Raw genomic sequence first — 22,825 nt, 5'->3', positions numbered from 1 at the left:
GCACTGAAGCTGCGGACACACAATTCTGGCGTGGCCTGTTGCTTACTTCTTCGCCTTGCGCGCAGCTGGCGCCTTGGCGAGGAAATTGCTGATCGCTTCGTTGGTCACATCGTACAGGGGACGGCCCGCGTTTGCGGCAGCGGCTTTCAGCGCATCGCGCACTTTCTTGGAGACGCGCAGGCTGGCGTCGCGGGTTTCTTCGTTCTTTGCCATAGGTCACTCCGAATAGGGTTTGGTTGCAATCAGGACTGCCGCCGCATTGTATACCCGCGCGTTTGAATTGCAAACGTGCAAATGCAGCACTTTGCATTTTGTGACAATGATACAAGACCGGTTGCGCCACAACGCTGCGGCGCAAAAAAAGCGTCGCTTCAGGCGCCGCTCGCCCCCGGGCGATCTTCGGTCTGCGTGCGCGTCACCAGGCGTGCGCCGACGATGCCCAGTTCGTACAGCAGGCACATCGGTATCGCCAGCATGGTTTGCGACAGCACATCCGGCGGCGTGAAAATCGCGGCGAGGATGAACGCGCCGACGATCGCATAGCGCCGGCTGCCCGCCAGCTGCGCCGGCGTGACCATGCCGACCGCAACGAGAATCACCAGCACGACCGGCACCTCGAAGCAAAGGCCGAAGGCGAGGAAAAGCGTCAGCGCAAAATCGAGATAATGTCCGATATCCGGCATCACCGCGACGCCGGTCGGCGCCACCCCGCTCATGAACTTCGCAACCGCTGGTAGCACCAGAAAATAGGCAAACGCACAGCCGATGTAGAACAGGATCACCGCCGAAACGAGAATCGGCGTCGCCAGCTTTTTCTCGTGCTTGTACAAGCCCGGCGCGACGAAGGCCCACAGCTGGTACAGCACGACCGGCATCGCGATCATCAAGGCGACGAAGAAGGCAAGCTTGATCGGCGTCAGGAACGGCGACACGACTTCGGTCGCGATCATGCTGCCACCCTGTGGCAGATGCGCGATCAAGGGCAAGGCGAGCCAGCCGTAGAGCCGGTTCGAGAACGGAATCAGCACCACCAGCACGATCAGCACCGTCGCCGTCGCCTTGAGCAGACGTTCGCGCAATTCGACCAGATGCGAGATGAAGGACTGCTCGCCGTCCGCGCCCGGATCAGTGTCGCTCATCGTGTGTCCCCGCCGGGGGTCGGATCGTATGGCTCTCGCCAGCCGGGTCCGCGCCGGCCGGCGGTTTCGGCGCCGCGACATCGGCCGCGGAGGACTCGATCTCGACCGAGGCGCTTGCGACCTCGCTGCGCAGATCGACCGCGACCTGTTGCGCTTCGTGGAAGCTGCGCTTCAAATCCTCGGCGGCGAGCTCGCGCTCGATCTCGTCACGCACGTTCTGCCAGCTGGAGCGTGCGCGCCGCACGAGCGCACCCGCGGTGCGTGCGACCTTGGGCAGCCGTGCGGGACCCAGCACGAGCAGGGCGACGACAGCGACCAGGCCGATCTCGCCAAAACTGAAGTCGAACATGCGGCCGCTCCGTCGCTACCTATTTGGAGTCGACGCGCTCGGACTTGTTCTCGCTGTTCGCGGCCTGCGTCGGCGGATCGGCTTTCAGTTGCGCCTGGCCGTCGGGATCGGCCATGCCCTTGCGGAAACTCTTGATCGCCGCGCCCACGTCCTCGCCGATATTGCGCAGGCGCTTGGTACCGAAGACCAGCGCCACGATGGCCAGCACGACCAGCCAATGCCAAATGCTCCAGCTACCCATTGCGTCTCTCCGAAACCTGTTCGACCACGTTGCGCACGGGATGCTGCGGGCATGCTTCGCGCAAGTCAGTGCGAAGTATACTCCTCCAGACGGTCGCGAAAGTCGACGACCGCATTGGGCACATTGCTGACGCCGCCGGCGAAGATGCGCCGCGGCGTGATGCCTTCGCCGTAAACCGCCGCGTTCGCATCGTTGTCGATGGAGATGACCGAGCCATCCAGCGCCGCGCCGGCGAACAGCCCGCGCGCGCGCGAGTAGGAATAGATCTCCGCCTTGAGTTGCGCATCGGTCGAGGCCTGTGCGGTACGCCCGACCGGGCCGGCGGCGGCGGACGCGTCCGCGCCAAGGGTGAATTTGCCATGCACGATCGAATCGACGCCGCGCTGGGTGCGAAACACGAGGATCACGTCGGTCGACGAGACGCCAACCTGAAAGCCGATGCTGCCGCCGGACATGCTGATGAAGCTCGGATTGCTCCAGATGCCGTTGTCGGTCTTCACCGAAATCAGACCCAACCCATGCCGTCCGCCGATCACGAAGCCGGCCTTGATCACGTCGGGGATCACCGCGACGGCGTAGGCGTTGGCGATCATGTCGCTCGGCACGCGCCGATCCGGTGCCTGCAGGACTTCGCGCAGGACGCGCACCGCATTCTCGGCGCGCTGTACTTCTGCCTCACCCGCGCGCGCACCTGGCGCAAGCACCGCCGCAAAAAGTATAAAAAGCAAACATGGCCAGGATTTCAAGGCGTCGGTCCTCGCTTGGAAGGGGTTTCGAAGGTACCGCGCCGGGCATGAACGCGATGAAAACGGGATCACGAACGGCGGCGCATCCGCATTCCGGCTCCGGCGAGCGCGATCAACGACAGCATGAGCAGTAGCAAGCCCGTTCTCGACAACGCGGGAGTCGGGTGGGGTCCACCGACGTTCGGATCGCCGACGCCGCAGACCGGCGGCGCGATCGCCAGACCGATCAGGCCGACGCCACTGACCAAGGTCGCGCCAGTAATTGTGCCGAGCTTGGCCATCGCCCCGGTCGGATCGATTTGCGCAAGGTTGCTCCAGGTCTCGATCGTGTTGGTGTTGTAACCGGGATTGTTGTCGAGAATCGCCCATAGCTGACCGCTGCTGTCGAAACCCGGACTGATCGTGTGCACGGCTCCCGTGGTGCCGCCGTAAGCGCCGACCAGCGCGGTTTTCGCATTGGTCGTATCGATCGTGTACAGATTCTGGTTGGCTTGGCTGCCGGTGCCGTACAGGATGTTGCCCTGCGCGGCGAGACCGGTGATTGTGCTGCCGAGGTTGCCGACCAAGGTCGTCGCACCGGTGCTCGTGTTGACCTGCCAGAAATTACCCGTGGTGCCGGAGGCCAGCCAGGCCTTGCCGTCGCAGGTGAACGCCATGCTCAGATCCTGCGTGGCATTGGACGGCGTATTCAGCGCGCCGATCACCGTCGCCTTGCCGGTCGCGGCGCTGATTTGCAGCAGGACAGCGAGATCTTCGGACACCGCGTAAAGCTGGCCGCCGGGTGCAAAGCTCAAACCACGCACGTTGTACGTATAAGCGCCGCCGACCAGACCCGCCGCCCCGATCAGGTTGGCGGTGCGGGTGGCGAGATCGATACGGTAGAGTGTGCCTTGGCTTTGTGCGTTGACGTTGGCGATGGATTCGCCATAGGCAATCGGCGCCGCGCTCAGGGGAGCGCAGGCGACAACAAGCAGAAGCCCGGCGATGAGGGCACGCAGCGACATCGAACCACTCTTTAATTTTATATAATAGTTTTGATAATCGTCAGTCGCGGCGGGCGAAGCCGCGACCGCCGGATAATACCACGCCACCTAGGAAAAACAAGGTCTTACACTGCAATGGACAGGTGATTCCTGCCTGAAGCGGCGCTCGCCTCGCCGCCGTAGCCTTTGCGGTCCGCGGTTGGCACTATCCCAAGATATTGGGCCGGCAGTCGCTGCGCACCCGCCCCTCAATTCCGGAAACCGCTTCGCCATGCCCGACCCTGCGCCGCCACCTGCACCTGCACATCCGCCCGGGATCGGCGTGCTGCTGGTCAATCTCGGCACGCCCACGGCACCGACCACGGCGGCCGTGCGCCGCTACCTCGCCGAATTCCTGTCGGATCCACGCGTGATCGAAACGTCGCGCTGGCTATGGTGGCCGATCCTGCACGGGGTGATCCTGCGCGTGCGCCCAGCGCGTTCGGCGCGCGCGTATGCGAGCATCTGGACGCCGCAGGGCTCGCCATTGCGCGTGCAAAGCGAGGCTTTGACGGCGGCCTTGCAGGAAGATTTGATCCGCCGGGGAACGCCGGTGAAGGTCGCACTCGCGATGCGCTACGGCGAGCCTGCGCTAGCACCGGCGATCGCGGCGCTGCAGGCTGCCGGTGTGCGCCGGCTGCTGGTGCTGCCTCTGTATCCGCAATTCTCCGCCGCATCGACCGGTTCGGCCTTCGACGCCACGGCCAGGGCGCTGACGCGTTTACGCTGGCCGCCGGAACTGCGCTTCGTCAACGACTACCACGACGATACGAATTGCATCGATGCGCTGGCCACGAGCGTGCGTGAGTACTGGCGCGAGCATGGCCGCGCGCAACGCCTGCTGCTCTCGTTTCATGGTCTGCCACAGCGTTGCGTGGATGCGGGCGATCCGTATTTCGATCAATGCCAGACCACGGCGCGCCTGCTGCGCGAGCGCCTTGAACTCAACGAAGACGAGATGGCCGTGAGTTTTCAATCGCGCGTTGGCCGCGAACCGTGGCTGCAGCCGTACACCGACGAATTGCTGCGCCGCTGGCCGGCCGAGAACCTGCGCCGCGTGCAGGTGCTGTGCCCGGGTTTCGCGGTGGACTGTCTGGAAACGCTGGAAGAAATCGCGCTGCGCTACCGCGAAACGTTTCTCGCCGCCGGTGGCGAGCGGCTCGACTATATTCCCGCGCTGAACGACAGCGCGGCGCACGTGCGCGCGCTCAGCGCCCTGATCCGGCGTCACGCGAGCGGCTGGCCGGGATTCGAATCGATCGCAGAGGGTCCGCTTGCAAGCGCGTGAGTTGAGCCTCGACCTGGCGCATCTACGCCTGGCCGCGCGCGCCTGGGGCGACCCTGCCCTGCCGCGTCTGCTGGCCCTGCACGGCTGGCTCGACAATGCCGCGAGCTTCGATGCGCTCGCGCTGCTGCTTTGTCCACATTTCCACATTGTTGCACTCGATCTGCCCGGCCATGGCCGCTCGCAGCATCGTCCGCCGGGCGCCTGGTACCACTTCGTCGACTATCCGGGCGACGTACTCGCGGCAGCCGATGCGCTGCAATGGCCGAGTTTTCATCTGCTCGGCCATTCGCTTGGCGCGGGTATCGCCAGCCTGATCGCAGCGGCCTGTCCGCAGCGCGTGCAAAACCTGCTGCTGATCGAACTGATCGGTCCGAACACGATGGCGAACGAGCAGTCGCTCACGCAATTGCAGCGCGCACTGACCCAGCGCAAGGAACTGGAAGACAAACCCTTGCGCGTGTTCGCGCAGCCCGAGCAGGCGATCCGTGCACGCCAGAAAGCGGGCGGCCTTTCCCATCGAGCTGCAGAAACGCTGGTGACACGCGGGTTGAAACCGGTGCCGGGCGGATGGTCGTGGTCGTCCGATCCGCGCTTGATGCCGGCCTTGCCGCAGCGCTATGCCGAAGCGCAGATCCCGGCACTCTTGCGCGGCATCCGCGCGCCGAGCCAGTTGATCCTTGCCGAGCCGATGGCGCTACCGATTCCCGAGGCAACGATTCTTGAGCGCGCGCAAGAAGTAGCGAATCTGGAGCTCGTGCGTCTGCCCGGCAATCACCATCTGCATCTGGAAGATGCCGAACCGGTGGCGCGCGAAATACTTCGTTTTATGCGACAGCACGAACCTGCTGCTGCGCCGTCATCGAGTAAAGATCACTAAGCCTGGATCAAGCGCGCCAGCTCCGCCTTGAGCGCATGTCCGCGTGTCTTGAGCCAGTCGCGCTGGGTTTGCCAGTCGGGGTATAGCGAGCCGACCAGGGCCCAAAAACGCGGCGAGTGATCGCGGTAGCGCAGATGGCACAGCTCGTGGATGACCACGTACTTCAATGCTTCTGGCGGCGCCAGCGCGAGCGCGAGATCGAGGGTGACGCAATCGCGCGTGTCGAGGCTGCCCCACAGGCTCTTCAGCGGCTTGACCCGGATGGCGGTCGGCGCATAGCCGAGTTCGGGTACATAGCGTGCGAGATGGCGCGACACATCGCGGCGGATTTGCGCCTGCAGAAACGAATGCAGCAGCGAGCGCGCCGCACCCAAGGTGCGTTTGTTATGCGGTTTGGGCAGGGTTAGCAGCAGCCGGTCGTCGGCATAGTCGATGCGCGGAAACGCGCCGTCGCGCCAGACCATGCGTGTGGTCTCGCCGCGCAGCGGAATCAGGGTCGGCCGGCCCGGCAACAGCGGTGGCGGCTGATCCTCGATTTGCAATTCGTCGAGTTTGCGTTCGAGCCAGTTCGCGTGCTTGCGCAGGAACGCGAACACCTGCGCCGGATGCGTGCCCGACGGATACGACACGCGCGCGCCACCTGAGGTGACGGTCAGGCGCAGCCGCCGCGCACGTGGATGCGCGGCGCGCAATACCTTGATCGTATCGCCGGTCGGCGTCGCGAGTTCAAGATAGTTGTCGGGCAGGTGCATACGTTTCTCATTGACTGGCCCAACAACGAAACTACTTGCGTTCCGTGGGCCTGGGTAATCCGAACCACTCTTCCATCTTTGCGAACAGGCGCAGCAGCTCCAGGGTCATCAACGCCAGCACGGCGTCGAGTTCGGCGATGGCATTTTCCTTTGCGTTGTCGCCGAGTTCATCCTGAATCTGATCGAGAAACCGCAGTTTGCGCACCACCAGATCTTCGCCAAGCGTGAAGCTCAAGCGCTCGTCGAATACCAGAGCCAGCTGAAACACCTGCTTACCCGATTTGAGATGCTCCCGCACCTCGTCGGTTTCAAGCTCCTGGCGCCGGCAGCGCACCACCGCGCCGGCCTCGACCGGATCGCGCAGTTCGCATTCGTCGCCCAATCTCAATCCGGCGGGCAACTTGCCCGAACTGAGCCAGTCCGTCATCAGCGTGCGTGGGGCTTCTTCGGCCATGACCGGCGTCGCCGGAAACGATCCAAGCGCCTCGCGTAACTGACTGACGGTGTCCTCGGCCGCCTTCCTGCTTGCAGTATCGACGACCAGCCAGCCGTTTTCCATGTCCAGATAAGCATTTCGCTTTGACAGCCGTATGAAAGCGCGAGGCAAAAGGTCGGTCAACACCTCTTCTTTCAAGCGTTTGCGCTCGCGCGCACCAATTCTTTTCCCTGTTTTTTCGGCGATCTTCTGCAAACGTCCAGCTAATTCATCATTTATCACCGAAGATGGTAGCAATTTGTCCTCGCCACCGATGGTCAGCAACGCGAACTTGCCGACGCGATGGACCAGCGGCGTTTCGCCGCGGCCGTACGGAGAAACAAAGCCGCGCGTGGCCAATTCGATCGGGCCACAGGGGCGCAGGCGCTTTTTGTCGAGGTCGGACTCCAGGGATTTGAGAGATTTGGCGATTGCGGAAGAAAAGCGAAACAGGGTCAGATTGCGAAACCACATGAGGGAAGGTTTTCCTGAAGATGGAAGATCAAAAGCTCATTCACCGCAAAGGACGCAAAGGACGCGAAAAAAACGGTCTTGATTTCTTTGCGTCTTTTGCGTTCTTCGCGGTGAACTGCTTTGCTTATGAAAATAGCGGCGCCATCTCGACTGATGCATCGCCGAGCAACCAATCCGCCATGCCCGGCGGCAGCTGCGGGTTACGTGATCCGAGCGCGGCAAAATCGAACAGCTCGCGGTCGGCCAGATGCGAAGGCGCGACCGAGGTCAACGAACGGAACACGTTTTCGATACCCCCCGGCGTCTTTCGTTCCCACTCGCACAACATCTGCTTGATCGCCTTGCGCTGCAGGGTTTCCTGCGAGCCGCACAGATTGCAGGGCATGATCGGGAACGCTTTCGCTTCGGCGTACTCGGTGATATCGCTTTCCCTGCAATAGACCAGCGGCCGGATCAGCACATGCCTGCCGTCGTCGGACTGCAGCTTCGGCGGCATCGACTTGAGCGTCGACTGATAGAACATGTTGAGGAACAGGGTTTCCACCAGATCGTCGCGATGATGACCGAGCGCGATCTTGCTGAATCCGGCGCGCTCGGCATGCGCATACAGCGCGCCGCGGCGCAGGCGCGAACACAGGCTGCACATGGTCTTGCCCACCGGTATCACACGCTGCACGACGCTATAGGTGTCCTGTTCGAGTATCTCGAACGGCTGTCCGATCGAATGCAGGTAGGCAGGCAATACATCGGGGTCATAGCCGGGTTGTTTCTGGTCCAGATGCACCGCGACGAGTTCGAAGCGCACGGGCGCCTTGGCCTGCAACTGACGCAGCAGATCGAGCAGGGTGTAGGAATCCTTGCCGCCGGACAGGCACACCATGACCCGGTCGCCATCCTCGATCATGTTGTAGTCGGCGATCGCCTGCCCGACCTGACGGCGCAACCGCTTGGCCAATTTGTGGGCGTCGATGTGTTGCGCGGCAAGCACGTTCATGGGACGAATCGGTAGCGGGAATCGGGCGATATTGTACGGCCAATGCCGGACGCGACGCGCACGCGTTACACTGGGTCATTCTTGCGAAACGGATAGCGCCGCGTGCCGCTGGACCCTTCCGACATCACTCGTCAACTGGTCGAATTGCGCATCGAACATCGCGATCTCGACAGCGCCATCGCGCAGATGACGGACGATGGGCATTGCGACGAAGTGCAGCTCAAGCGCATGAAGAAACGCAAGCTGCGCCTCAAGGACATGATCGCCTATCTCGAGAGCAAGCTGATTCCCGATCTCGACGCGTGACTTGGGCGCGTGTCCGCCGTCGCTAAAACCAGCAATGATGTCTGATCGCGGTTCCGCTGCGACCTATTCCGGCGGCGCAGCTTCGCCGTCCGCTTCCGCGGCCAGCGCATCGCGCCGTTCCGGCGTCAGCTTGAGGATGCCGTGGCGAATTTCGCGGCTCAGGATCAGCTTGGCGTCACGCACCACATTTTCGAGGTCCGGGTCGAACTCGAGTTTGCCGTTCGCGTCGGCCCAGATCACGCGGCGTTCGCGCAGCTTCTGGATAAACCCGCGGAACAGGGACTTGTCGAAAAATTCCGGCGCATTCAGTTCGTGCAGCAGAGACAGACGCTGCGCGGTCAGCGTGCACAGGTTTTCCAGTTCCACGCCGGAGAGCGTATTGGGTCCGTTGCGCACCAGCGCGGCGATCGCCATGTAATAGCGCTCGATCGTCTGCAGCAGGGTCCGCGCGATGACGCGCAACTGGAACGCACCATCGCTTTGACCCGCGCCGCGCGTCAGCGAGCGGTTTTTTGCGTCCGCCTGCAGCAGGCCGCGCGCGACGAAAAAATCGATCGTGGCGTTGAGGTGCGCATCGAACTCATCCGCGCTCCACGGCAGAAACAGCTCGGCCTGGACATAGGGATAGACCAGGCGTCCAAGGCGCACGATCGCGGTGCGCGCCATGCGCCGGTTGTTGAGGAAGCAGCAGGCGACCCAGGCCGCCGTCGCCGTGAGATGCAGCACGTTGTTGCGGAAATAACTGAGCAGCACCGCATTCTTGCCTTCGCAAGTCAGCACGTCGCCGAGCGGATGCTCGATGCGCGCAATCGCGCGCATGTTCTCGCCATAGGCGATGATCTCGGCCGCACTGAGTTCGGTGATCGTCAGCCGATCCGAATAGGGCAGGGCAGTCAGCAGGGCGCGGCTCAGATCGATCTGCGCGAGGAGATCGGCCTCGGCCATCGCGTGCTTGGGCGTTGCCAGCAGCGCGAGCGCGAGCAGGTTGATCGGGTTTACGTCGGCCGCGCGGTTGATATTGATCTGGATGCGTTCGGCCAGCGCATCCACCGCGCGACCGAGCCATGCAGGCTTGCCTTCCGGATCGGCGGTTGCCGCGCGCCAATCGGCGTCGACGCCATCGAGCAGTGGCGCCAGAAACACCGGTTCGCCGAAGTTCACCGCAACTTTGCCGTAGTTTTCGCGAAGTTTGCCGAAAGCGCGGAACAGGCCGAGCAGCGATTCCTTCTCCTTCGGCTTGCCGGACAGCTCGCCGATATACGAATCGCCTTCCATGATTTTTTCGTAGCCGATATACACCGGCTGGAACACGACCGGCCGATGCGATTCGCGCAGGAAACTGCGCAGGGTCATCGACAGCACGCCGCCGCGCGGCGTCAACAGACGTCCGGTGCGCGAACGCCCGCCTTCGATGAAGTATTCGAGCGCCACGCCGCGCGCGAACAACTGGCTCATGTATTCGCGAAACACGGTCGAATACAGGGGATCGCCCTTGAAGCTGCGGCGCATGAAAAACGCACCGCCGCGCCGCAGGATCGCGCCGAGTACAGGCAAATTGAGATTCTGCCCGGCGGCGATATGCGGCACCACCATGCCGTTGCGATACAGCAGATACGACATCAACAGATAGTCGATATGACTGCGGTGGCAGGGCACGTAGATGACTTCGTGGCCCGGCGCGATCGCACGCAGCTTGTCGAAGTGATGCATCTGCACGCCGTGGTAGATCTTGTCCCACAAGCCGGTGAGCAGGAACGAAACCGAACGCACGAACGGATGCGACAGATCGGCGGCGATTTCCCAGGCGAAGTCGCGCGCCTTGTTCGTCGCCTGCTCCTTGCTGACGTTCTCCTTGCTCGCGGTCGTATCGATCGCGCTCTGCACGGGCGCGGCATTGAGCACGCCGTCGATCAGGGTGCGCCGATGCGAAAGATCGGGCCCGATGACCATCGCGCGCTGGCGGCGGAAATGCGCGCGCAGCACGCGCGAAACCTTGCGCAGCGTGTTCGGCGCATCGCGCTCGCTCGCCAGCACGCTGCGCAGCGAGATAGGCGTGGCGAATTGCACGATCGTGCCACGCCCGTTGAGGAGGATCGCGAGCAGACGCCGAAAGCGGCCGACCACACCCCAGTTTTCCGCGAACAGCACACGGAACCAGCCCGATTCGCGATCCGGCGCGCGGCCGACGAAGATCGATACCGGAATCAGTTGCACATCCAGATCGGAATGCGCGCGCGACGCGTCGAGCAACTGCGCCAGCGTTTCCGAATGCGTGCGCGAACGCGGACGCTGGAACCACCAGCCGTCACGGCGCGACAGCGCGAACATCGCGCGCTGCCTGGCGACGCCGGCAATATCGAACGGCCGCAGCGGTTCGGGCATGCCGGCTTCGCGGCAGGCCTGCTCGAGTATCAGCGCGTCGGACAAGCCATAGCGTTCGATCACATAACACACCGGCACCGCCGGATCGCAGGCCGCACGCGGATCGACCGGCTCGCGCTTGATGCGCAGCCACGGCTCGGCGAGCGCGCCGAGCGCACGCAACCACCATGGCGCACGCGGTGCGATCGGCGTGGCCGGAGACAATGCGGATCGATCGTCCATCGTCAGATTGTACGCAACGCGGCGTAAAGCGACTGCAAAGTGCGGCTATGCAGACAGCGACGGCGCCCGCAGGCGCCGTCGAAGGTCGCCCATCGTCTGGACTATTTGGCCGCCGGAGCCGGCGGCGTTGCGGGCGGATTGGCCGCAGTGGCCGCAGCTTGCGCCTGCTCTTTCTGCCACCTCTCGATCGCCTGCTTGCCGTACCATTTGCCGTCGACCTTGAGCAGATCGCTTTCGGTGGTGAACGGCTGGTCGAACGCCGAGTAGGTCACCTTGACCTTGGCTGCATCGCCGGTCGTGCTCACGGTTTCGACCTTGATCGAGTCGAGTGATTTGTCCAGCGACAGGCCATACACGGCCAGCACCTGTTTCAAACCGCCCAGCGCGATGCCTGCCTTGAGCATGCCCTGATCGTAGGACAGCGCACGCACCTCATTGAGCGATTTCAGGTTCAGATCGCGCGCGGTCTTGCAGATCGCCGCGATTGCGCCCTTGACCAGGGCCGGGTCGGTGAATTTCACGCCCTGCGCCCACTTCGCGGTCGCATCGACCAGCGCGGCGGACTGTTTCTTCTGCTCGTCGCTGAGGTCCTTGCTCTGCTGGATCGAACTCTGCACGAAACCCTGGCCCATCGCGATCATCATCGGCATCTGCGCGGCGCCTTCCTTGTCGAACTTCTTCAATTGCGGCTCGATGTCGGCGTAGATCTTGTCCTCGGCGCCCGGCGCGGTGAGCCTGGTCATCTGATCGGCGAACTTCCTGCGATCCTCGTCGGTGATCGGATCCTTGGTCAGGTGCTGGGTCCAGTCCGTCTTGATCTTGGCCAGTTGCGCCGCGGGCAGCGCCGCGGTGAGCAGGCCGTTGATGTCGTTTGCGCGCAGCATGCGCACGGCGGTGAGAATCGCCGCATCGGGCGTCGCCGTCGGCACTGCAACTGGCGCGGCCGGAACCGCCGCCTTGTTTGCCGCCTGTTCTTCGTTCTTGCCGCACGCGGCAACAAGGCCGGCAAGCGCCAGCAGAAAGGCGAAACGCATAAGCTTGGTGGACATGATCTTCCCCGATGGAGTGCCGCAAAGAGTGGGAACTCTAGTGAGGCCCCGCGGACTTGGCAAGCGAGCCGCAGAAGTTGGCACTGCGCCTGCGCGCGGCGCGCAAGCGGTACCGTCGCTCGTGCTGTTGGCACCTTGTTGGTCGCGCGATCCGGCCAACGGCGCGGTTGTTCTTAAAGCCGCGCGCCGCGCTCGAGCAGCCACAGCTTGATGAACTTCTGGCGCACGTAGTTCGCCTCGACATAGGCATAAACCAGGCCGCGCCAGCCGTCGAGAAAACCCGCACGCAGGACATAGCCGCGCAGGAAACGCCAGAACGGGTTGACCACGATTTTGTACAAATGCGCGTGCTTGCCACTTGCATGCAGATGCTCGGCCATCAGCCGCGCATAGCGTTCAAGCCGCGCGAGCTGATCGCCGAGCGAGCGATAGGCGTGATGTTCGAGATCGCCGGCGAGCGTGGCGGCCGTGCCGTCGACGCTGACGTGTTCGTGAATCTCGCGTTCGCCGCGAAACCCGCCGCGACGGCGATCGAACAGGCGCAGCACCCGATCCGGATAGGCGTTGCCGTGGCGCAGAAACGCTCCGAAATATTCGGTTGCGCGCGCGCAGCGATAGCCGCTGGCGTCGGCGAATGCCTGCGCCTGCCGCGCTTGGATCGCCATGCGCAGGGCCGGCGTCACGCACTCGTCGGCATCGACGCACAGCACCCAGTCGTGACGCGCCGCGCGCACAGCGAAATCCTTCTGCGTGCGGTAGCCGACGAAGACGTGTTCAATCACGCGCGCGCCTTTGGCCACGGCGCGTTCGCGGGTGTCGTCGCTCGATCCCGAATCGACGACGAGGATCTCATCGCAAAACGCCAACGAATCCAGGCAGGCGTCGATGCGATCGGCCTCGTTGAGCGTGATGATGCAGGCGGAAATCGGCGTGGCCATGCGTGCAGATTAGCGCAACAGCCAAAGACTGAACCACGAAGAACACGGAGAACACGGAGAACAGCAGAAGCAGATTTTCGCCGCAAAAGACGCAAAGAACGCGAAAAAGAACGAAGTTGTGAACTATTCGCCGAACTTCTTCGTGTCTTTTGCGTCTTTTGCGGTGAGTGCTTTGCCTGTGGCTCTTCCTCCGTGTTCTCCGTGTACTCCGTGGTTCAATCTTCAGCTTTGATCACAGGTCCAGCCTCAATGCGCTATCCTAGCCGTTGCATTTTCGCAACAGAGATGGCGCATGGCTTCCGGACGTGTATTGGTGGTCGACGATGAGCCGGATATCCGCTCGACGGTGAAGGAAATTCTCGAGGACGAGGGCTATCAGGTCACCCTTGCCGCGAGCGCCGCGGCCGCGCGCGAAGCACGCACGCAGATCCGGCCGGATGTGATCCTGCTCGATATCTGGATGCCCGAGCTCGACGGCATCAGCCTGCTGCGCGAATGGGCCGCTACCGGGGCGCTCACCTGTCCGGTGATCATGATGTCGGGCCACGGCACGGTCGAGACCGCCGTCGAAGCGACCCGTCTGGGCGCCTACGATTTCGTCGAAAAACCCATTTCGCTGGCGAAACTGCTGCTCACGATCGAGCGCGCGCGTGAAGCGAGCCGGCTCAAGCGCGAAAACGACGGCCTGCGCGAGCAACTCGCGCTGCCACTGGAACCGGTCGGGTCGAGCAAGGCGATGACCGCACTGCGCGCCCAATTGGACAAACTCGCACAGCACGAAACCTCGATCCTGATCCAGGGCGAGGCGGGCACCGGCAAGGAAACCCTCGCACGCTGGCTGCACGCACGCTCGTCGCGGCGCAGCGGTGCGTTCGTCGCCGTCGCGCCGGGCAGCATTCCGCGCGAGCATCTGGTGGTCGCGCTGTTCGGCGCGGAAGACGCGAACGGCGTGCAACAGGGCCTGCTCGAACAGGCCAACGGTGGCACGCTGTTCCTCGACGAGGTCGCCGAGCTCGATCCGGAACTGCAGCAGCGCCTGTCGAGCGTGCTCGAACGCCGCGCCCTGGTGCGCAGCGGCGGCGCGGGCAATGTGGTGCTCGATCTGCGCGTGATCGCGGCGACCGCGCAGAATCTCGAGGCGCAAATCAAGGCCGGCCTGTTCCGCGAGGAGCTGTATTACCTGCTCAACGTCGTGCCGCTGGCGGTGCCGCCGTTGCGCAAGCGCAGCGAGGATGTGCCCGAGCTGCTGCGCCTGTACGGCGATTTCTTCGCCAGCCGCGACAAGCTGCCATATCGGCATTTTCCGGTCGCCGTGCAGAATCGTCTGCGCAATCACGACTGGCCGGGCAATGTGCGCGAGCTGCGCAATCTCGTGCAGCGCCTGTTGATCATGGGCAATAGCGAACAAATCGAACTGGCCGAGGTCGAAGCAGCACTCGGCAGCGCAGCAGGGCGCGCACCACGCGAGGAAGTCGCGACGCCGGCAACGACGTCGGGCATCGATTTCAATCTGCCGTTGCGTGAAGCGCGCGAGCAGTTCGAGCGCGCGTATCTGTTGCGCCAGTTGCAGGATGCGGGCGGCAGCGTCGGGCGTCTGGCCAAGATGGTCGGCATGGAGCGGACGCATTTGTATCGCAAACTGCGCGATCTCGGCGTCGATGTGCGCACGATTGCGCGCGAAGAATAAAGCTCTATTGGCCGCAAAGTACGCAAAGAACGCAAAAAGAACAGATTCAAGAAATCTTTTAGATTTGCGTCTTTTGCGTACTTTGCGGCGAAGGATTTTGATTTAACTACGATGAGGACTGGAACATGAGCGTAAAAGGCAAAGTCGCCCTGATCACCGGCGCCGCGAGCGGCATCGGCAAGCGCATCGCCGAGGTGTATGCGGACAATGGCGCGCATATCGCGATCGCCGATATCAATCAGGCGGCAGCGGAGTCCGCCGCTGCCGAGATCCGCGCGCGCGGCGTCAACGCGACCGCGATCGTGATGGACGTGACCGATGAAGCGGCAGTCGCAGCCGGCGTCGACAAATGCGTCAAGGATCTGGGCAGCATCGACATCCTGGTCTCGAATGCGGGTATACAAATCGTCAATCCGATCGACACCTTCAGCTATGCCGACTGGAAAAAACTCATGGCGATCCATGTCGACGGCGCGTTTCTGACCACGCGCGCGGCGCTCAAGTACATGTATGCGGCGGGCAAGGGTGGCGCCATCATCTACATGGGTTCGGTGCATTCGAAGGAAGCCTCGAAACTCAAAGCGCCTTACGTCACCGCCAAGCACGGATTGATCGGCCTGGCCAAGGTCGTGGCCAAGGAAGGCGCGGCCAAGGGCGTGCGCGCGAATGTGATCTGCCCCGGCTTCGTGCGCACGCCGCTGGTCGAGAAACAGATTCCCGAGCAGGCCAAGGAACTGGGTATCTCCGAAGCCGACGTGATCAAGAACGTGATGCTCAAGGACACCGTCGATGGCGAGTTCACCACGGTCGATGACGTGGCCAACTGCGCGCTGTTCCTCGCCGGTTTCGAGACCAATGCGCTGACCGGACAATCGCTCGTCGTCAGCCACGGCTGGTTCATGCAATGAGCGCGATTCGCCGCAAGACACCGCGGGCTGCGCCGAAGCGCGCTGCCGCGACGCTCAAGACCGCACTCGCTGCGACCAAGTCGGCGAAACCCGCGCCGAGCGCGCGGTCCGCCAAACCGGCCACCGCGCCCGCGCGCAAGCCGGTCGCCACGCCGGTCGAATCGGCACGAAGCTACGCCACGATCGCGCTGGTCCTGCAGGGCGGCGGCGCACTCGGGTCGTATCAATGCGGCGTCTACGAAGGCCTGCACAAGGCCGGCATCCAGCCGAACTGGTTCGCCGGCATTTCGATCGGCGCGATCAATGCGGCACTGCTTGCCGGCAACGCGCCCGAGCAACGCGTCGAACGCCTGCACGAATTCTGGAATCGCATTTCGATTCCGGCCGTGCCGCTCGCAAAGGAGGCGCTCGACTGGCAGCAGCAATGGCTCAATGCGCTGCCACTGCACAAGTCCACCATGGCTTGGGCCAATTCGCAGGGCGCGCTGGCGGCGATGCTCTACGGACAAAGCGGCTTCTACGTGCCGCGTATACCGCCGCCGTATTCGGGTCTGACCCACGGCGTGGCGACGAGGAGTTTCTACAGTACCGCACCGTTGAAACAGACGCTCGAGGAATTCGTCGACTTCGACCGCATTAACCATGCCGATGTGCGTTTCTCGGTCGGCGCAGTGAATGTGCGCACGGGCAATTTCATCAACTTCGACAACTACGGCGAGTACAAACGGAAGATCCGCGTCGAGCACGTCATGGCCTCGGGTGCGCTGCCGCCGGCATTTGCCGCAGTGGAAATCGACGGCGAGCATTACTGGGACGGCGGCGTCGTCTCCAACACGCCGCTCGATCACGTACTCGGCGACGAGCCGCGTTGCGACTGTCTCGTGTTTCAGGTCGACCTGTGGCGTGCGCAGGGCATCCTGCCGCGCAATCTGACCGAAGTGCTCGAACGCCAGAAGGACATCCAATATTCCAGTCGCACGCGCTTCAACACCAGCGTCGTGCAACAGATGCACGATCTGCGCACCACGCTCGACGCGTTGCTCAAGGAAATTCCTGCCGCGCATCTTTCCGCCTCGGTACGCAAGGAACTGCAACCTTGGCTGTCCGATCGCGTCTACAACATCATCCATCTGATCTACAAAACCAAACCCTACGAAGAACAGTACAAGGACTACGCGTTCGCGCCGAGCACGATGCGCGAACACTGGCGCGCTGGCCTGAACGACATGCAACGCACGCTCGCGCACCCGGAATTCTTCCTGCCGCCGTCGCGCCGCCAGGGTGTGATCACGCACGATGTGCATCGCTGAACGACTCTCGCGTCATGCCCGGCGATGACGTACTCAACCAGCTGCGCCGCCTGGTCGGCGGCCCGCGCGACGGCGCCCTGCTGCGCGTGTCGATAGCCAATTCGCTCGTCGCGAAAGGCGAGCACACGGCAGCAATCGCTGAGCTGCGCCGCGCGGTGGAATTCGATCCCGACTATTCGGCCGCATGGAAGCTGCTCGGCAAGGCGCTGGTCGATGCGGGCGATACGGCGGCAGCGACCGACGCCTACCGTGCGGGCATCGCCGCCGCGGCCGCGCATGGGGACGTGCAGGCGCAGAAGGAAATGACGGTATTTTTGCGGCGCCTGGAAAGAGCCAGTTGAAGCCAGCGCGCTGGCCTAATTCCAATTCCAAGTCAAAAGAGCAACGTCGTCCCGGCAGGGATTGTCGGAATGACGAATTCTTGTCGGATTGATTTACGGTTGGAATAACGCAGCGCGTCTAATTTTTCCCGCTTTCCGTCCCGGCGCCGGCAACGTTCGGCGGCGCCGAATAGCGCTTGTAGTGCCACTGGTATTGCGTCGGCGCGAGGCGCACGCAATCCTCAATGCCGCGGTTGAGCGCAGCGGCAGCGACGGCCAGATCGGTGTCCGCGATCTGCGCGGGCGCGGGCAGAAAATGCAGCGTATAACCCGCGCCCCGCGGCAGGCGCTCGACGAACGCGAACAGCACCGTAGCGCCGGTGCGTTGGGCGAGGCGCGACAACAGCACCATGGTCGATGCAGGTGTGCCGAAGAACGGCGCGAACTCGCCTTCGCCCTGCTTGGGTTGTTGATCGGGCAGGATGCCGATGACCCCGCCAGTCGAAAGCCGCTTGAACAATTTGCGCACGCCCGCGCTGCCTTCGGCGCGCACCTGTTCGGCGGCGAGACCACCGCGTGCACGCAGCAGCAGCGGTTCGAGTTCGGCACGGCGCGGCGGCCGATAGGCGATCGCGATCGGCGTACGGCTGCACAACCAGTAATTGAGCAACTCCCAGCAGCCCAGATGCGGCGCGGCAACGATCAGTCCGCGTTTCTCCGCCAGCGCGGCATCGAACAGTTCGCCGCCGTTTACGGTGCGTACGAGCGCAAGCGTGCGCTGCGGATCGCCGGTCCAGATCTTGGCGATTTCGACAAAGGACTTGCCTGCCTCGACCAGCGAGGCGTGCAGAAAATGACCCCGTTCGTCGCCAAATTGCGTATTGACCAGGGACAGGGTTTGCACCGCTTTGCGCCGCAGCGGATTGTCGATGCGACCGAGCAGCCAGCCGATGGCCGCACCCGTTGCGTGCAGCCAGCGCAGCGGCAACCGGCCGACAAGGCGCAGCAATCCGTAAAGTATCGCGATATACCAGCGCAAGGGGATGCTCAGGCCATGACAACGCGGGATTGTAGCCCTTGACCGCGAGGATGGCGCCGACGAGTATCGCGGCGATTCGTTTCGTTCGAGGCTTTGCATGATCGCCCTGATCCAGCGCGTCAGCGCGGCGCACGTCGAGGTTGCCGGGGAAACCGTCGGCCGCATCGATGCGGGCCTGCTCGCGCTCGTTGCGGTGCAGCCGGGCGATGGCGACGCGCAGACCCAGCGCCTGCTCGAGCGCCTGCTCGGCTATCGCATCTTCGCCGACGCCGAGGGCCGCATGAACCGCTCACTCATGCAAACCGGCGGCGGCCTGCTGCTGGTATCGCAATTCACGCTGGCCGCGGATACGCATCAGGGCATGCGCCCGGGATTCAGCACTGCGGCGACGCCGGCCGAGGGCGAGCGCTGGTTCACGCGGCTGGTCGAATTGGCAAAAAGTCGCCATTCGCCAGTGGAAATCGGGCGGTTTGGCGCCCATATGATGGTGAGTCTGGTCAACGACGGGCCGGTGACGTTTTGGCTGGAGGCGCGGTGATCGCGGCCGGTGGTAAGCCGCCATCCTTGGCTTCCTACTCTCCGATCGCCATCCATGGCTCACCCTCAGCCGGCTGGCGCCGGCTTCGACCTTGACAGGCCGCCTATACTTCTCAGTCTTTGCTTGCAGTACCCGATTCCATGAACGCAGAAACCCAAAGCCAGCAACAATCCGAAATCAAGACCCTGATCATCAAGGGCAAGGAACAGGGCTACCTGACCTACGCCGAAGTCAACGACCACCTGCCCGACGACATCGTCGATCCGGAGCAGCTCGAAGACATCATCGGCATGATCAACGACATGGGCATCGAGGTGCACGAAGTCGCGCCCGATGGCGAGACGATCCTGCCGGAAACTCCGGTCGCCACCGATGACGAGACCGCGACCGAGGAAGCCGTCGCCGTGCTCTCGGCGGTCGACGCCGAAGTCGGCCGCACTACCGACCCCGTGCGCATGTACATGCGCGAGATGGGTACGGTCGAACTGCTCACGCGCGAGGGCGAAATCGCGATCGCCAAGCGCATCGAGGAAGGCCTCAATCAGGTCCAGACTTCGCTGGCCAGTTTCCCGTGGTCGATCCAGCTGCTGGTCGAGGAATACGATCAGCACACCGAAGGGCGCAAGCGCCTGTCCGAAGTGCTGACCGGTTTCGTCGATATCGAAGTGCCGGGTCTGGAGGTCAACGAACAACAGCTCGAAGTCGAGGTCGGCGGCGCCGTGCCGGCGAAGGACGACGAGGAAGAGGCCGCCGACGCCGAGGAAGCCGGTCCCGGCGAAACCGGCCCCGATCCGGTGGAAGTCACGCGCCGCATGGAAGAACTGCGCACGCTGTATGCGAAGTTCCAGAAGAGCGCGGACAAGGTCGGTACCGAGGACAAGAAGACGCAGAAGCTGCGCAAGCAGATGGCCGAGGCTTTCCTCAAGCTCAAGCTGCCATCGATCATGATCGATGCCTTCGTGCGCAAGCTGCGCGAGGTCGTCGCCAACATCCGTGCGCACGAGCGCGTGATCATGGACATCTGCATCAAGCAGTCGCGCGTGCCGCGCAAGGATTTCCTCAAGGCGTTTCCGTCGAACGAGACCAACTTCAAGTTCGCCGACGAGATCATCCGCAAGAAACAGAAGTGGTCGTCGGCGGTGAAGGCGCATCGCGAGGAAATCCTCGGCGAGCAGGAAAAGCTCATCGCGCTGGAACGAGCGCTGTACCTGTCGCTGGCCGACATCAAGGAAATCAACCGCGCCATGTCGATCGGCGAGGCCAAGGCGCGCCGCGCGAAGAAGGAAATGGTCGAGGCCAACCTGCGCCTGGTCATCTCGATCGCGAAAAAGTATACCAATCGCGGCCTGCAGTTCCTCGACCTGATCCAGGAAGGCAACATCGGCCTGATGAAGGCGGTCGACAAGTTCGAATACCGCCGCGGCTACAAGTTCTCGACCTACGCCACCTGGTGGATTCGCCAGGCGATCACGCGCAGCATCGCCGACCAAGCCAGGACGATCCGCATTCCGGTGCACATGATCGAGACGATCAACAAGCTCAACCGCATCAGCCGCCAGATGCTGCAGGAAATGGGTCGCGAACCGACGCCGGAAGAACTCGCGATCAAGATGGAAATGCCCGAGGACAAGATCCGCAAGGTGCTCAAGATCGCCAAGGAACCCATTTCGATGGAGACGCCGATCGGCGACGACGAGGATTCGCATCTGGGTGATTTTATCGAGGACACCAGCATCGAATCGCCCGTCGATGCGGCGACCGGCACCGGTCTGCACGAAACCGTGCGCGACGTGCTCGGCGGCCTGACGCCGCGCGAAGCCAAAGTGCTGCGCATGCGCTTCGGCATCGACATGAACACCGACCACACGCTGGAGGAAGTCGGCAAACAGTTCGACGTCACCCGCGAACGCATCCGCCAGATCGAAGCCAAGGCGTTGCGCAAGCTGCGTCATCCGAGCCGTTCGGAGCAGCTGCGTTCGTTCCTCGATCTGGAGTAGCTCGCCGCGTCACAACCCAACGCAAAGGCCGGCTTGCCGGCCTTTGTCGTTTTTGCCCGGTGAATTTCTGTTCACTTCCCGGCAACGCGACTGTGGCTACCATTCGCAGGCAACTCGTTGGCGCAGGAGAAGCCGCATGATCCGCCAAGTTTTTTCAATGCTGTGCCTGGGCGCGCTTATCGCCGGCAATGTGACCTCGCCATTGAGCGCCCAAGAAACCGCTTTCCATCAAGCGCCGGCAAACTCGCGCGCGGCGAAAAATCCGTTGGCAGGACAAACGGCCGCTGTCGCTACGGGGCACTCGCTTTACGCCACGAATTGCTCAGCCTGTCACGGCGCCAAGGGCGAAGGCCAGGGTGATGCACCAGCACTGACGGCAGGCGCAACGCAAACGGCAAACGCCGGCGAATTGTTCTGGTTCATCACACAGGGCGATGTGAACAACGGCATGCCCGCGTGGAGCGCACTGGCCGAGACCGAGCGCTGGCAGATCGTCGCCTATCTGAAATCCGACAAGCTCGCGCAAGGTGCGCCTGCAACGACGAGTCCTGCTTCTGCACCGGGAGCCATCAGCACACCGGCGCCGATCGCCCCGTTCACCGATTTCCGTTATGAATCCCCGGGCACAACGCGCAGGATCACGGCCGCCGATCTGCCCGCGCCGTATGCGACCGGTTCGGCCGGCAATGGAGCGCGTATCGTGGCGCGGCCAGCAAACGCGTGGCCCAAGACGCTACCCGGATTCAAGGTCGAGCAGTTCGCCAGCGGCCTCGACAATCCGCGCCTGATCCGCACCGCGCCGAATGGCGACGTCTTCGTCGCCGAAACGCGCGGCGGACAGATCCGCGTGTTTCGTGGCCTGACTACGGACGGCAAACCCGAACAAACCGAAGTGTTCGCCAGCGGCCTGCACCAGCCGTTCGGCATCGCGTTCTATCCGCCCGGTCCCGATCCGCAGTGGCTGTATATCGGCAACACCGATGCCGTCGTGCGCTTCGCCTACCGCAACGGTGATCTGCACGCACGCGCCCAGCCGGAGCAACTGGCCGCGCTGCCGAGCGGCGGTCATTCGACGCGCGACATCCGCTTCTCGCTCGACGGCAAACGCATGTTCGTGGCGGTCGGCTCAGGATCCAACGTCGACGATCCGGACACGACGCCGGGCGAGAAAAATCGCGCGGATATACTTGTATACAATGCGGACGGCAGCGACATGCATGTTTATGCCTCCGGCATCCGCAATCCGGTCGGCCTCGCGGTCGATCCGAAAACCGGCGAGCTGTGGTGTTCGGTCAACGAACGCGACGGCCTCGGCGACAACCTCGTGCCCGACTACATCACCCACGTACAGGAAGGCGGCTTCTACGGCTGGCCGTGGTGGTACATCGGCGCGCACCAGGATCCGCGCCACGCCGGCAAGCACGCGGAACTCAAGGACCGCGTCATCGTGCCCGATGTGCTGCTGCAACCGCATAACGCGTCGCTGCAGCTCACGTTCTACGACGGCGCGCAATTTCCGGCCGAGTACCAGGGCGATATCTTCGCCGCCGAACACGGCTCGTGGAACAAGTCCACGCGCGCCGGCTACGAAGTCATCCGCGTGCCGCGCCACCAGAGCGGCCACGCCAGCGGCGAATACGAGGATTTCCTCACCGGCTTCGTGCTCGACGACGGCAATGTCTGGGGCCGCCCAGTCGGCATCGCCGTCGCGCGCGACGGCTCGCTGCTGGTGACCGACGATGGCTCCAATTCGATTTGGCGGGTGAGCTACT

General features: G+C 63.2%; 23 protein-coding genes. 10 read left to right on the top strand and 13 right to left on the bottom strand.

Annotated elements, in window-relative coordinates; all coding sequences use genetic code 11:
- Positions 1-42 precede the first annotated feature (42 nt).
- From VIE67_RS04945 to VIE67_RS04920, 6 genes are all read right to left on the bottom strand, one after another.
- On the bottom strand, positions 43-213 hold the full coding sequence (locus VIE67_RS04945; RefSeq protein WP_332023857.1) for a hypothetical protein: 171 nt from the start codon (positions 211-213) through the stop codon (positions 43-45).
- 158 nt (positions 214-371) lie between these two features.
- Positions 372-1,139 carry a twin-arginine translocase subunit TatC gene (gene tatC / locus VIE67_RS04940; RefSeq protein WP_332023855.1) on the bottom strand — a complete coding sequence of 256 codons (768 nt, stop codon included), beginning with the start codon at positions 1,137-1,139 and terminating at the stop codon, positions 372-374.
- Positions 1,126-1,488, bottom strand: a complete 363-nt coding sequence (gene tatB, locus VIE67_RS04935) for a Sec-independent protein translocase protein TatB (protein ID WP_332023853.1) — start codon at positions 1,486-1,488, stop codon at positions 1,126-1,128. Before tatB ends, tatC begins: the two co-directional genes overlap by 14 nt.
- A gap of 19 nt (positions 1,489-1,507) precedes the next feature.
- Entirely contained in the window at positions 1,508-1,729 is a 222-nt protein-coding gene (gene tatA, locus VIE67_RS04930) for a Sec-independent protein translocase subunit TatA (protein WP_332023852.1), read from the bottom strand.
- 65 nt (positions 1,730-1,794) lie between these two features.
- On the bottom strand, positions 1,795-2,448 hold the full coding sequence (locus tag VIE67_RS04925) for a lipid-binding SYLF domain-containing protein (RefSeq protein WP_332023867.1): 654 nt from the start codon (positions 2,446-2,448) through the stop codon (positions 1,795-1,797).
- Between the two features lie 95 nt (positions 2,449-2,543).
- Entirely contained in the window at positions 2,544-3,479 is a 936-nt protein-coding gene (locus VIE67_RS04920; RefSeq protein WP_332023849.1) for a DUF4394 domain-containing protein, read from the bottom strand.
- A 250-nt stretch (positions 3,480-3,729) separates the two neighbouring features.
- On the opposite strand from VIE67_RS04920, the gene hemH reads away from it, so the two are divergent.
- Entirely contained in the window at positions 3,730-4,785 is a 1,056-nt protein-coding gene (hemH, locus tag VIE67_RS04915) for a ferrochelatase (RefSeq protein ID WP_332023847.1), read from the top strand.
- Positions 4,772-5,662, top strand: coding sequence for an alpha/beta fold hydrolase (locus tag VIE67_RS04910; protein WP_332023845.1), 891 nt, complete (start codon positions 4,772-4,774; stop codon positions 5,660-5,662). Before hemH ends, VIE67_RS04910 begins: the two co-directional genes overlap by 14 nt.
- Here VIE67_RS04910 and VIE67_RS04905 read toward each other — a convergent pair.
- The 3 genes from VIE67_RS04905 to ttcA all read right to left on the bottom strand — a co-directional run bounded on the left by VIE67_RS04905 (position 5,659) and on the right by ttcA (position 8,357).
- The gene (locus VIE67_RS04905) at positions 5,659-6,414 is read right to left on the bottom strand and encodes a M48 family metallopeptidase (RefSeq protein WP_332023843.1); all 756 of its coding nucleotides are present in this window, start codon (positions 6,412-6,414) and stop codon (positions 5,659-5,661) included. The genes VIE67_RS04910 and VIE67_RS04905 overlap by 4 nt on opposite strands.
- A gap of 31 nt (positions 6,415-6,445) precedes the next feature.
- On the bottom strand, positions 6,446-7,363 hold the full coding sequence (locus tag VIE67_RS04900; protein WP_332023841.1) for a recombination-associated protein RdgC: 918 nt from the start codon (positions 7,361-7,363) through the stop codon (positions 6,446-6,448).
- Positions 7,364-7,487: 124 nt separating this feature from the next.
- Entirely contained in the window at positions 7,488-8,357 is an 870-nt protein-coding gene (ttcA, locus tag VIE67_RS04895; protein ID WP_332023838.1) for a tRNA 2-thiocytidine(32) synthetase TtcA, read from the bottom strand.
- A gap of 102 nt (positions 8,358-8,459) precedes the next feature.
- On the opposite strand from ttcA, the gene VIE67_RS04890 reads away from it, so the two are divergent.
- Positions 8,460-8,663, top strand: a complete 204-nt coding sequence (locus tag VIE67_RS04890; RefSeq protein WP_332023836.1) for a YdcH family protein — start codon at positions 8,460-8,462, stop codon at positions 8,661-8,663.
- A 63-nt stretch (positions 8,664-8,726) separates the two neighbouring features.
- Here VIE67_RS04890 and plsB read toward each other — a convergent pair whose 3' ends face one another.
- The 3 genes from plsB to VIE67_RS04875 form a co-directional block, all read right to left on the bottom strand.
- Positions 8,727-11,267 carry a glycerol-3-phosphate 1-O-acyltransferase PlsB gene (gene plsB, locus VIE67_RS04885; protein WP_332023834.1) on the bottom strand — a complete coding sequence of 847 codons (2,541 nt, stop codon included), beginning with the start codon at positions 11,265-11,267 and terminating at the stop codon, positions 8,727-8,729.
- Positions 11,268-11,368: 101 nt separating this feature from the next.
- Positions 11,369-12,316 (bottom strand): hypothetical protein, encoded by a 948-nt coding sequence (locus tag VIE67_RS04880; RefSeq protein ID WP_332023832.1) that lies wholly within the window; start codon positions 12,314-12,316, stop codon positions 11,369-11,371.
- A gap of 173 nt (positions 12,317-12,489) precedes the next feature.
- The gene (locus VIE67_RS04875; protein WP_332023830.1) at positions 12,490-13,254 is read right to left on the bottom strand and encodes a glycosyltransferase family 2 protein; all 765 of its coding nucleotides are present in this window, start codon (positions 13,252-13,254) and stop codon (positions 12,490-12,492) included.
- Positions 13,255-13,546: 292 nt separating this feature from the next.
- Between VIE67_RS04875 and VIE67_RS04870 the strand changes: the two genes are divergently transcribed.
- The 4 genes from VIE67_RS04870 to VIE67_RS04855 all read left to right on the top strand — a co-directional run bounded on the left by VIE67_RS04870 (position 13,547) and on the right by VIE67_RS04855 (position 17,500).
- Positions 13,547-14,941 carry a sigma-54-dependent transcriptional regulator gene (locus tag VIE67_RS04870; protein WP_332023829.1) on the top strand — a complete coding sequence of 465 codons (1,395 nt, stop codon included), beginning with the start codon at positions 13,547-13,549 and terminating at the stop codon, positions 14,939-14,941.
- 125 nt (positions 14,942-15,066) lie between these two features.
- On the top strand, positions 15,067-15,849 hold the full coding sequence (locus VIE67_RS04865) for a 3-hydroxybutyrate dehydrogenase (RefSeq protein WP_332023827.1): 783 nt from the start codon (positions 15,067-15,069) through the stop codon (positions 15,847-15,849).
- Positions 15,846-17,159 (top strand): patatin-like phospholipase family protein, encoded by a 1,314-nt coding sequence (locus tag VIE67_RS04860; protein ID WP_332023825.1) that lies wholly within the window; start codon positions 15,846-15,848, stop codon positions 17,157-17,159. The genes VIE67_RS04865 and VIE67_RS04860 overlap by 4 nt, the downstream gene beginning before the upstream one ends.
- A gap of 14 nt (positions 17,160-17,173) precedes the next feature.
- Positions 17,174-17,500 carry a tetratricopeptide repeat protein gene (locus VIE67_RS04855; protein ID WP_332023823.1) on the top strand — a complete coding sequence of 109 codons (327 nt, stop codon included), beginning with the start codon at positions 17,174-17,176 and terminating at the stop codon, positions 17,498-17,500.
- Positions 17,501-17,618: 118 nt separating this feature from the next.
- On the opposite strand, the gene VIE67_RS04850 is transcribed toward VIE67_RS04855, so the two are convergent.
- Positions 17,619-18,518 (bottom strand): LpxL/LpxP family acyltransferase, encoded by a 900-nt coding sequence (locus VIE67_RS04850; RefSeq protein WP_332023821.1) that lies wholly within the window; start codon positions 18,516-18,518, stop codon positions 17,619-17,621.
- A gap of 97 nt (positions 18,519-18,615) precedes the next feature.
- Here VIE67_RS04850 and dtd point away from each other — a divergent pair, with 97 nt between their 5' ends.
- The 3 genes from dtd to VIE67_RS04835 all read left to right on the top strand — a co-directional run.
- The gene (dtd, locus tag VIE67_RS04845; protein WP_332023819.1) at positions 18,616-19,056 is read left to right on the top strand and encodes a D-aminoacyl-tRNA deacylase; all 441 of its coding nucleotides are present in this window, start codon (positions 18,616-18,618) and stop codon (positions 19,054-19,056) included.
- Positions 19,057-19,196: 140 nt separating this feature from the next.
- Complete coding sequence (gene rpoD / locus VIE67_RS04840; RefSeq protein ID WP_332023817.1) at positions 19,197-21,053, top strand: RNA polymerase sigma factor RpoD; 1,857 nt, start codon at positions 19,197-19,199, stop codon at positions 21,051-21,053.
- Positions 21,054-21,189: 136 nt separating this feature from the next.
- Positions 21,190-22,825: PQQ-dependent sugar dehydrogenase (locus VIE67_RS04835; protein WP_332023815.1), on the top strand; the 1,636-nt coding region annotated here is incomplete at its 3' end.

The organism is Rudaea sp. (assembly GCF_036560865.1).
In the GTDB taxonomy this organism is placed as follows: Bacteria; Pseudomonadota; Gammaproteobacteria; order Xanthomonadales; family Rhodanobacteraceae; genus Rudaea.
Note: the sequence above shows the minus strand (reverse complement) of the source record. Positions and strands in the feature narration are given on the sequence as shown.

Coding starts and splice junctions, on each gene's coding strand:
- VIE67_RS04945 (WP_332023857.1), bottom strand. CDS start 213: ATGGCAAAGAACGAAGAAACCCGCGACGCCAGCCTGCGCGTCTCCAAG.
- tatC (WP_332023855.1), bottom strand. CDS start 1,139: ATGAGCGACACTGATCCGGGCGCGGACGGCGAGCAGTCCTTCATCTCG.
- tatB (WP_332023853.1), bottom strand. CDS start 1,488: ATGTTCGACTTCAGTTTTGGCGAGATCGGCCTGGTCGCTGTCGTCGCC.
- tatA (WP_332023852.1), bottom strand. CDS start 1,729: ATGGGTAGCTGGAGCATTTGGCATTGGCTGGTCGTGCTGGCCATCGTG.
- VIE67_RS04920 (WP_332023849.1), bottom strand. CDS start 3,479: ATGTCGCTGCGTGCCCTCATCGCCGGGCTTCTGCTTGTTGTCGCCTGC.
- hemH (WP_332023847.1), top strand. CDS start 3,730: ATGCCCGACCCTGCGCCGCCACCTGCACCTGCACATCCGCCCGGGATC.
- VIE67_RS04905 (WP_332023843.1), bottom strand. CDS start 6,414: ATGCACCTGCCCGACAACTATCTTGAACTCGCGACGCCGACCGGCGAT.
- VIE67_RS04900 (WP_332023841.1), bottom strand. CDS start 7,363: ATGTGGTTTCGCAATCTGACCCTGTTTCGCTTTTCTTCCGCAATCGCC.
- ttcA (WP_332023838.1), bottom strand. CDS start 8,357: ATGAACGTGCTTGCCGCGCAACACATCGACGCCCACAAATTGGCCAAG.
- plsB (WP_332023834.1), bottom strand. CDS start 11,267: ATGGACGATCGATCCGCATTGTCTCCGGCCACGCCGATCGCACCGCGT.
- VIE67_RS04880 (WP_332023832.1), bottom strand. CDS start 12,316: ATGTCCACCAAGCTTATGCGTTTCGCCTTTCTGCTGGCGCTTGCCGGC.
- VIE67_RS04875 (WP_332023830.1), bottom strand. CDS start 13,254: ATGGCCACGCCGATTTCCGCCTGCATCATCACGCTCAACGAGGCCGAT.
- VIE67_RS04870 (WP_332023829.1), top strand. CDS start 13,547: ATGGCTTCCGGACGTGTATTGGTGGTCGACGATGAGCCGGATATCCGC.
- VIE67_RS04865 (WP_332023827.1), top strand. CDS start 15,067: ATGAGCGTAAAAGGCAAAGTCGCCCTGATCACCGGCGCCGCGAGCGGC.
- VIE67_RS04860 (WP_332023825.1), top strand. CDS start 15,846: ATGAGCGCGATTCGCCGCAAGACACCGCGGGCTGCGCCGAAGCGCGCT.
- VIE67_RS04855 (WP_332023823.1), top strand. CDS start 17,174: ATGCCCGGCGATGACGTACTCAACCAGCTGCGCCGCCTGGTCGGCGGC.
- dtd (WP_332023819.1), top strand. CDS start 18,616: ATGATCGCCCTGATCCAGCGCGTCAGCGCGGCGCACGTCGAGGTTGCC.
- rpoD (WP_332023817.1), top strand. CDS start 19,197: ATGAACGCAGAAACCCAAAGCCAGCAACAATCCGAAATCAAGACCCTG.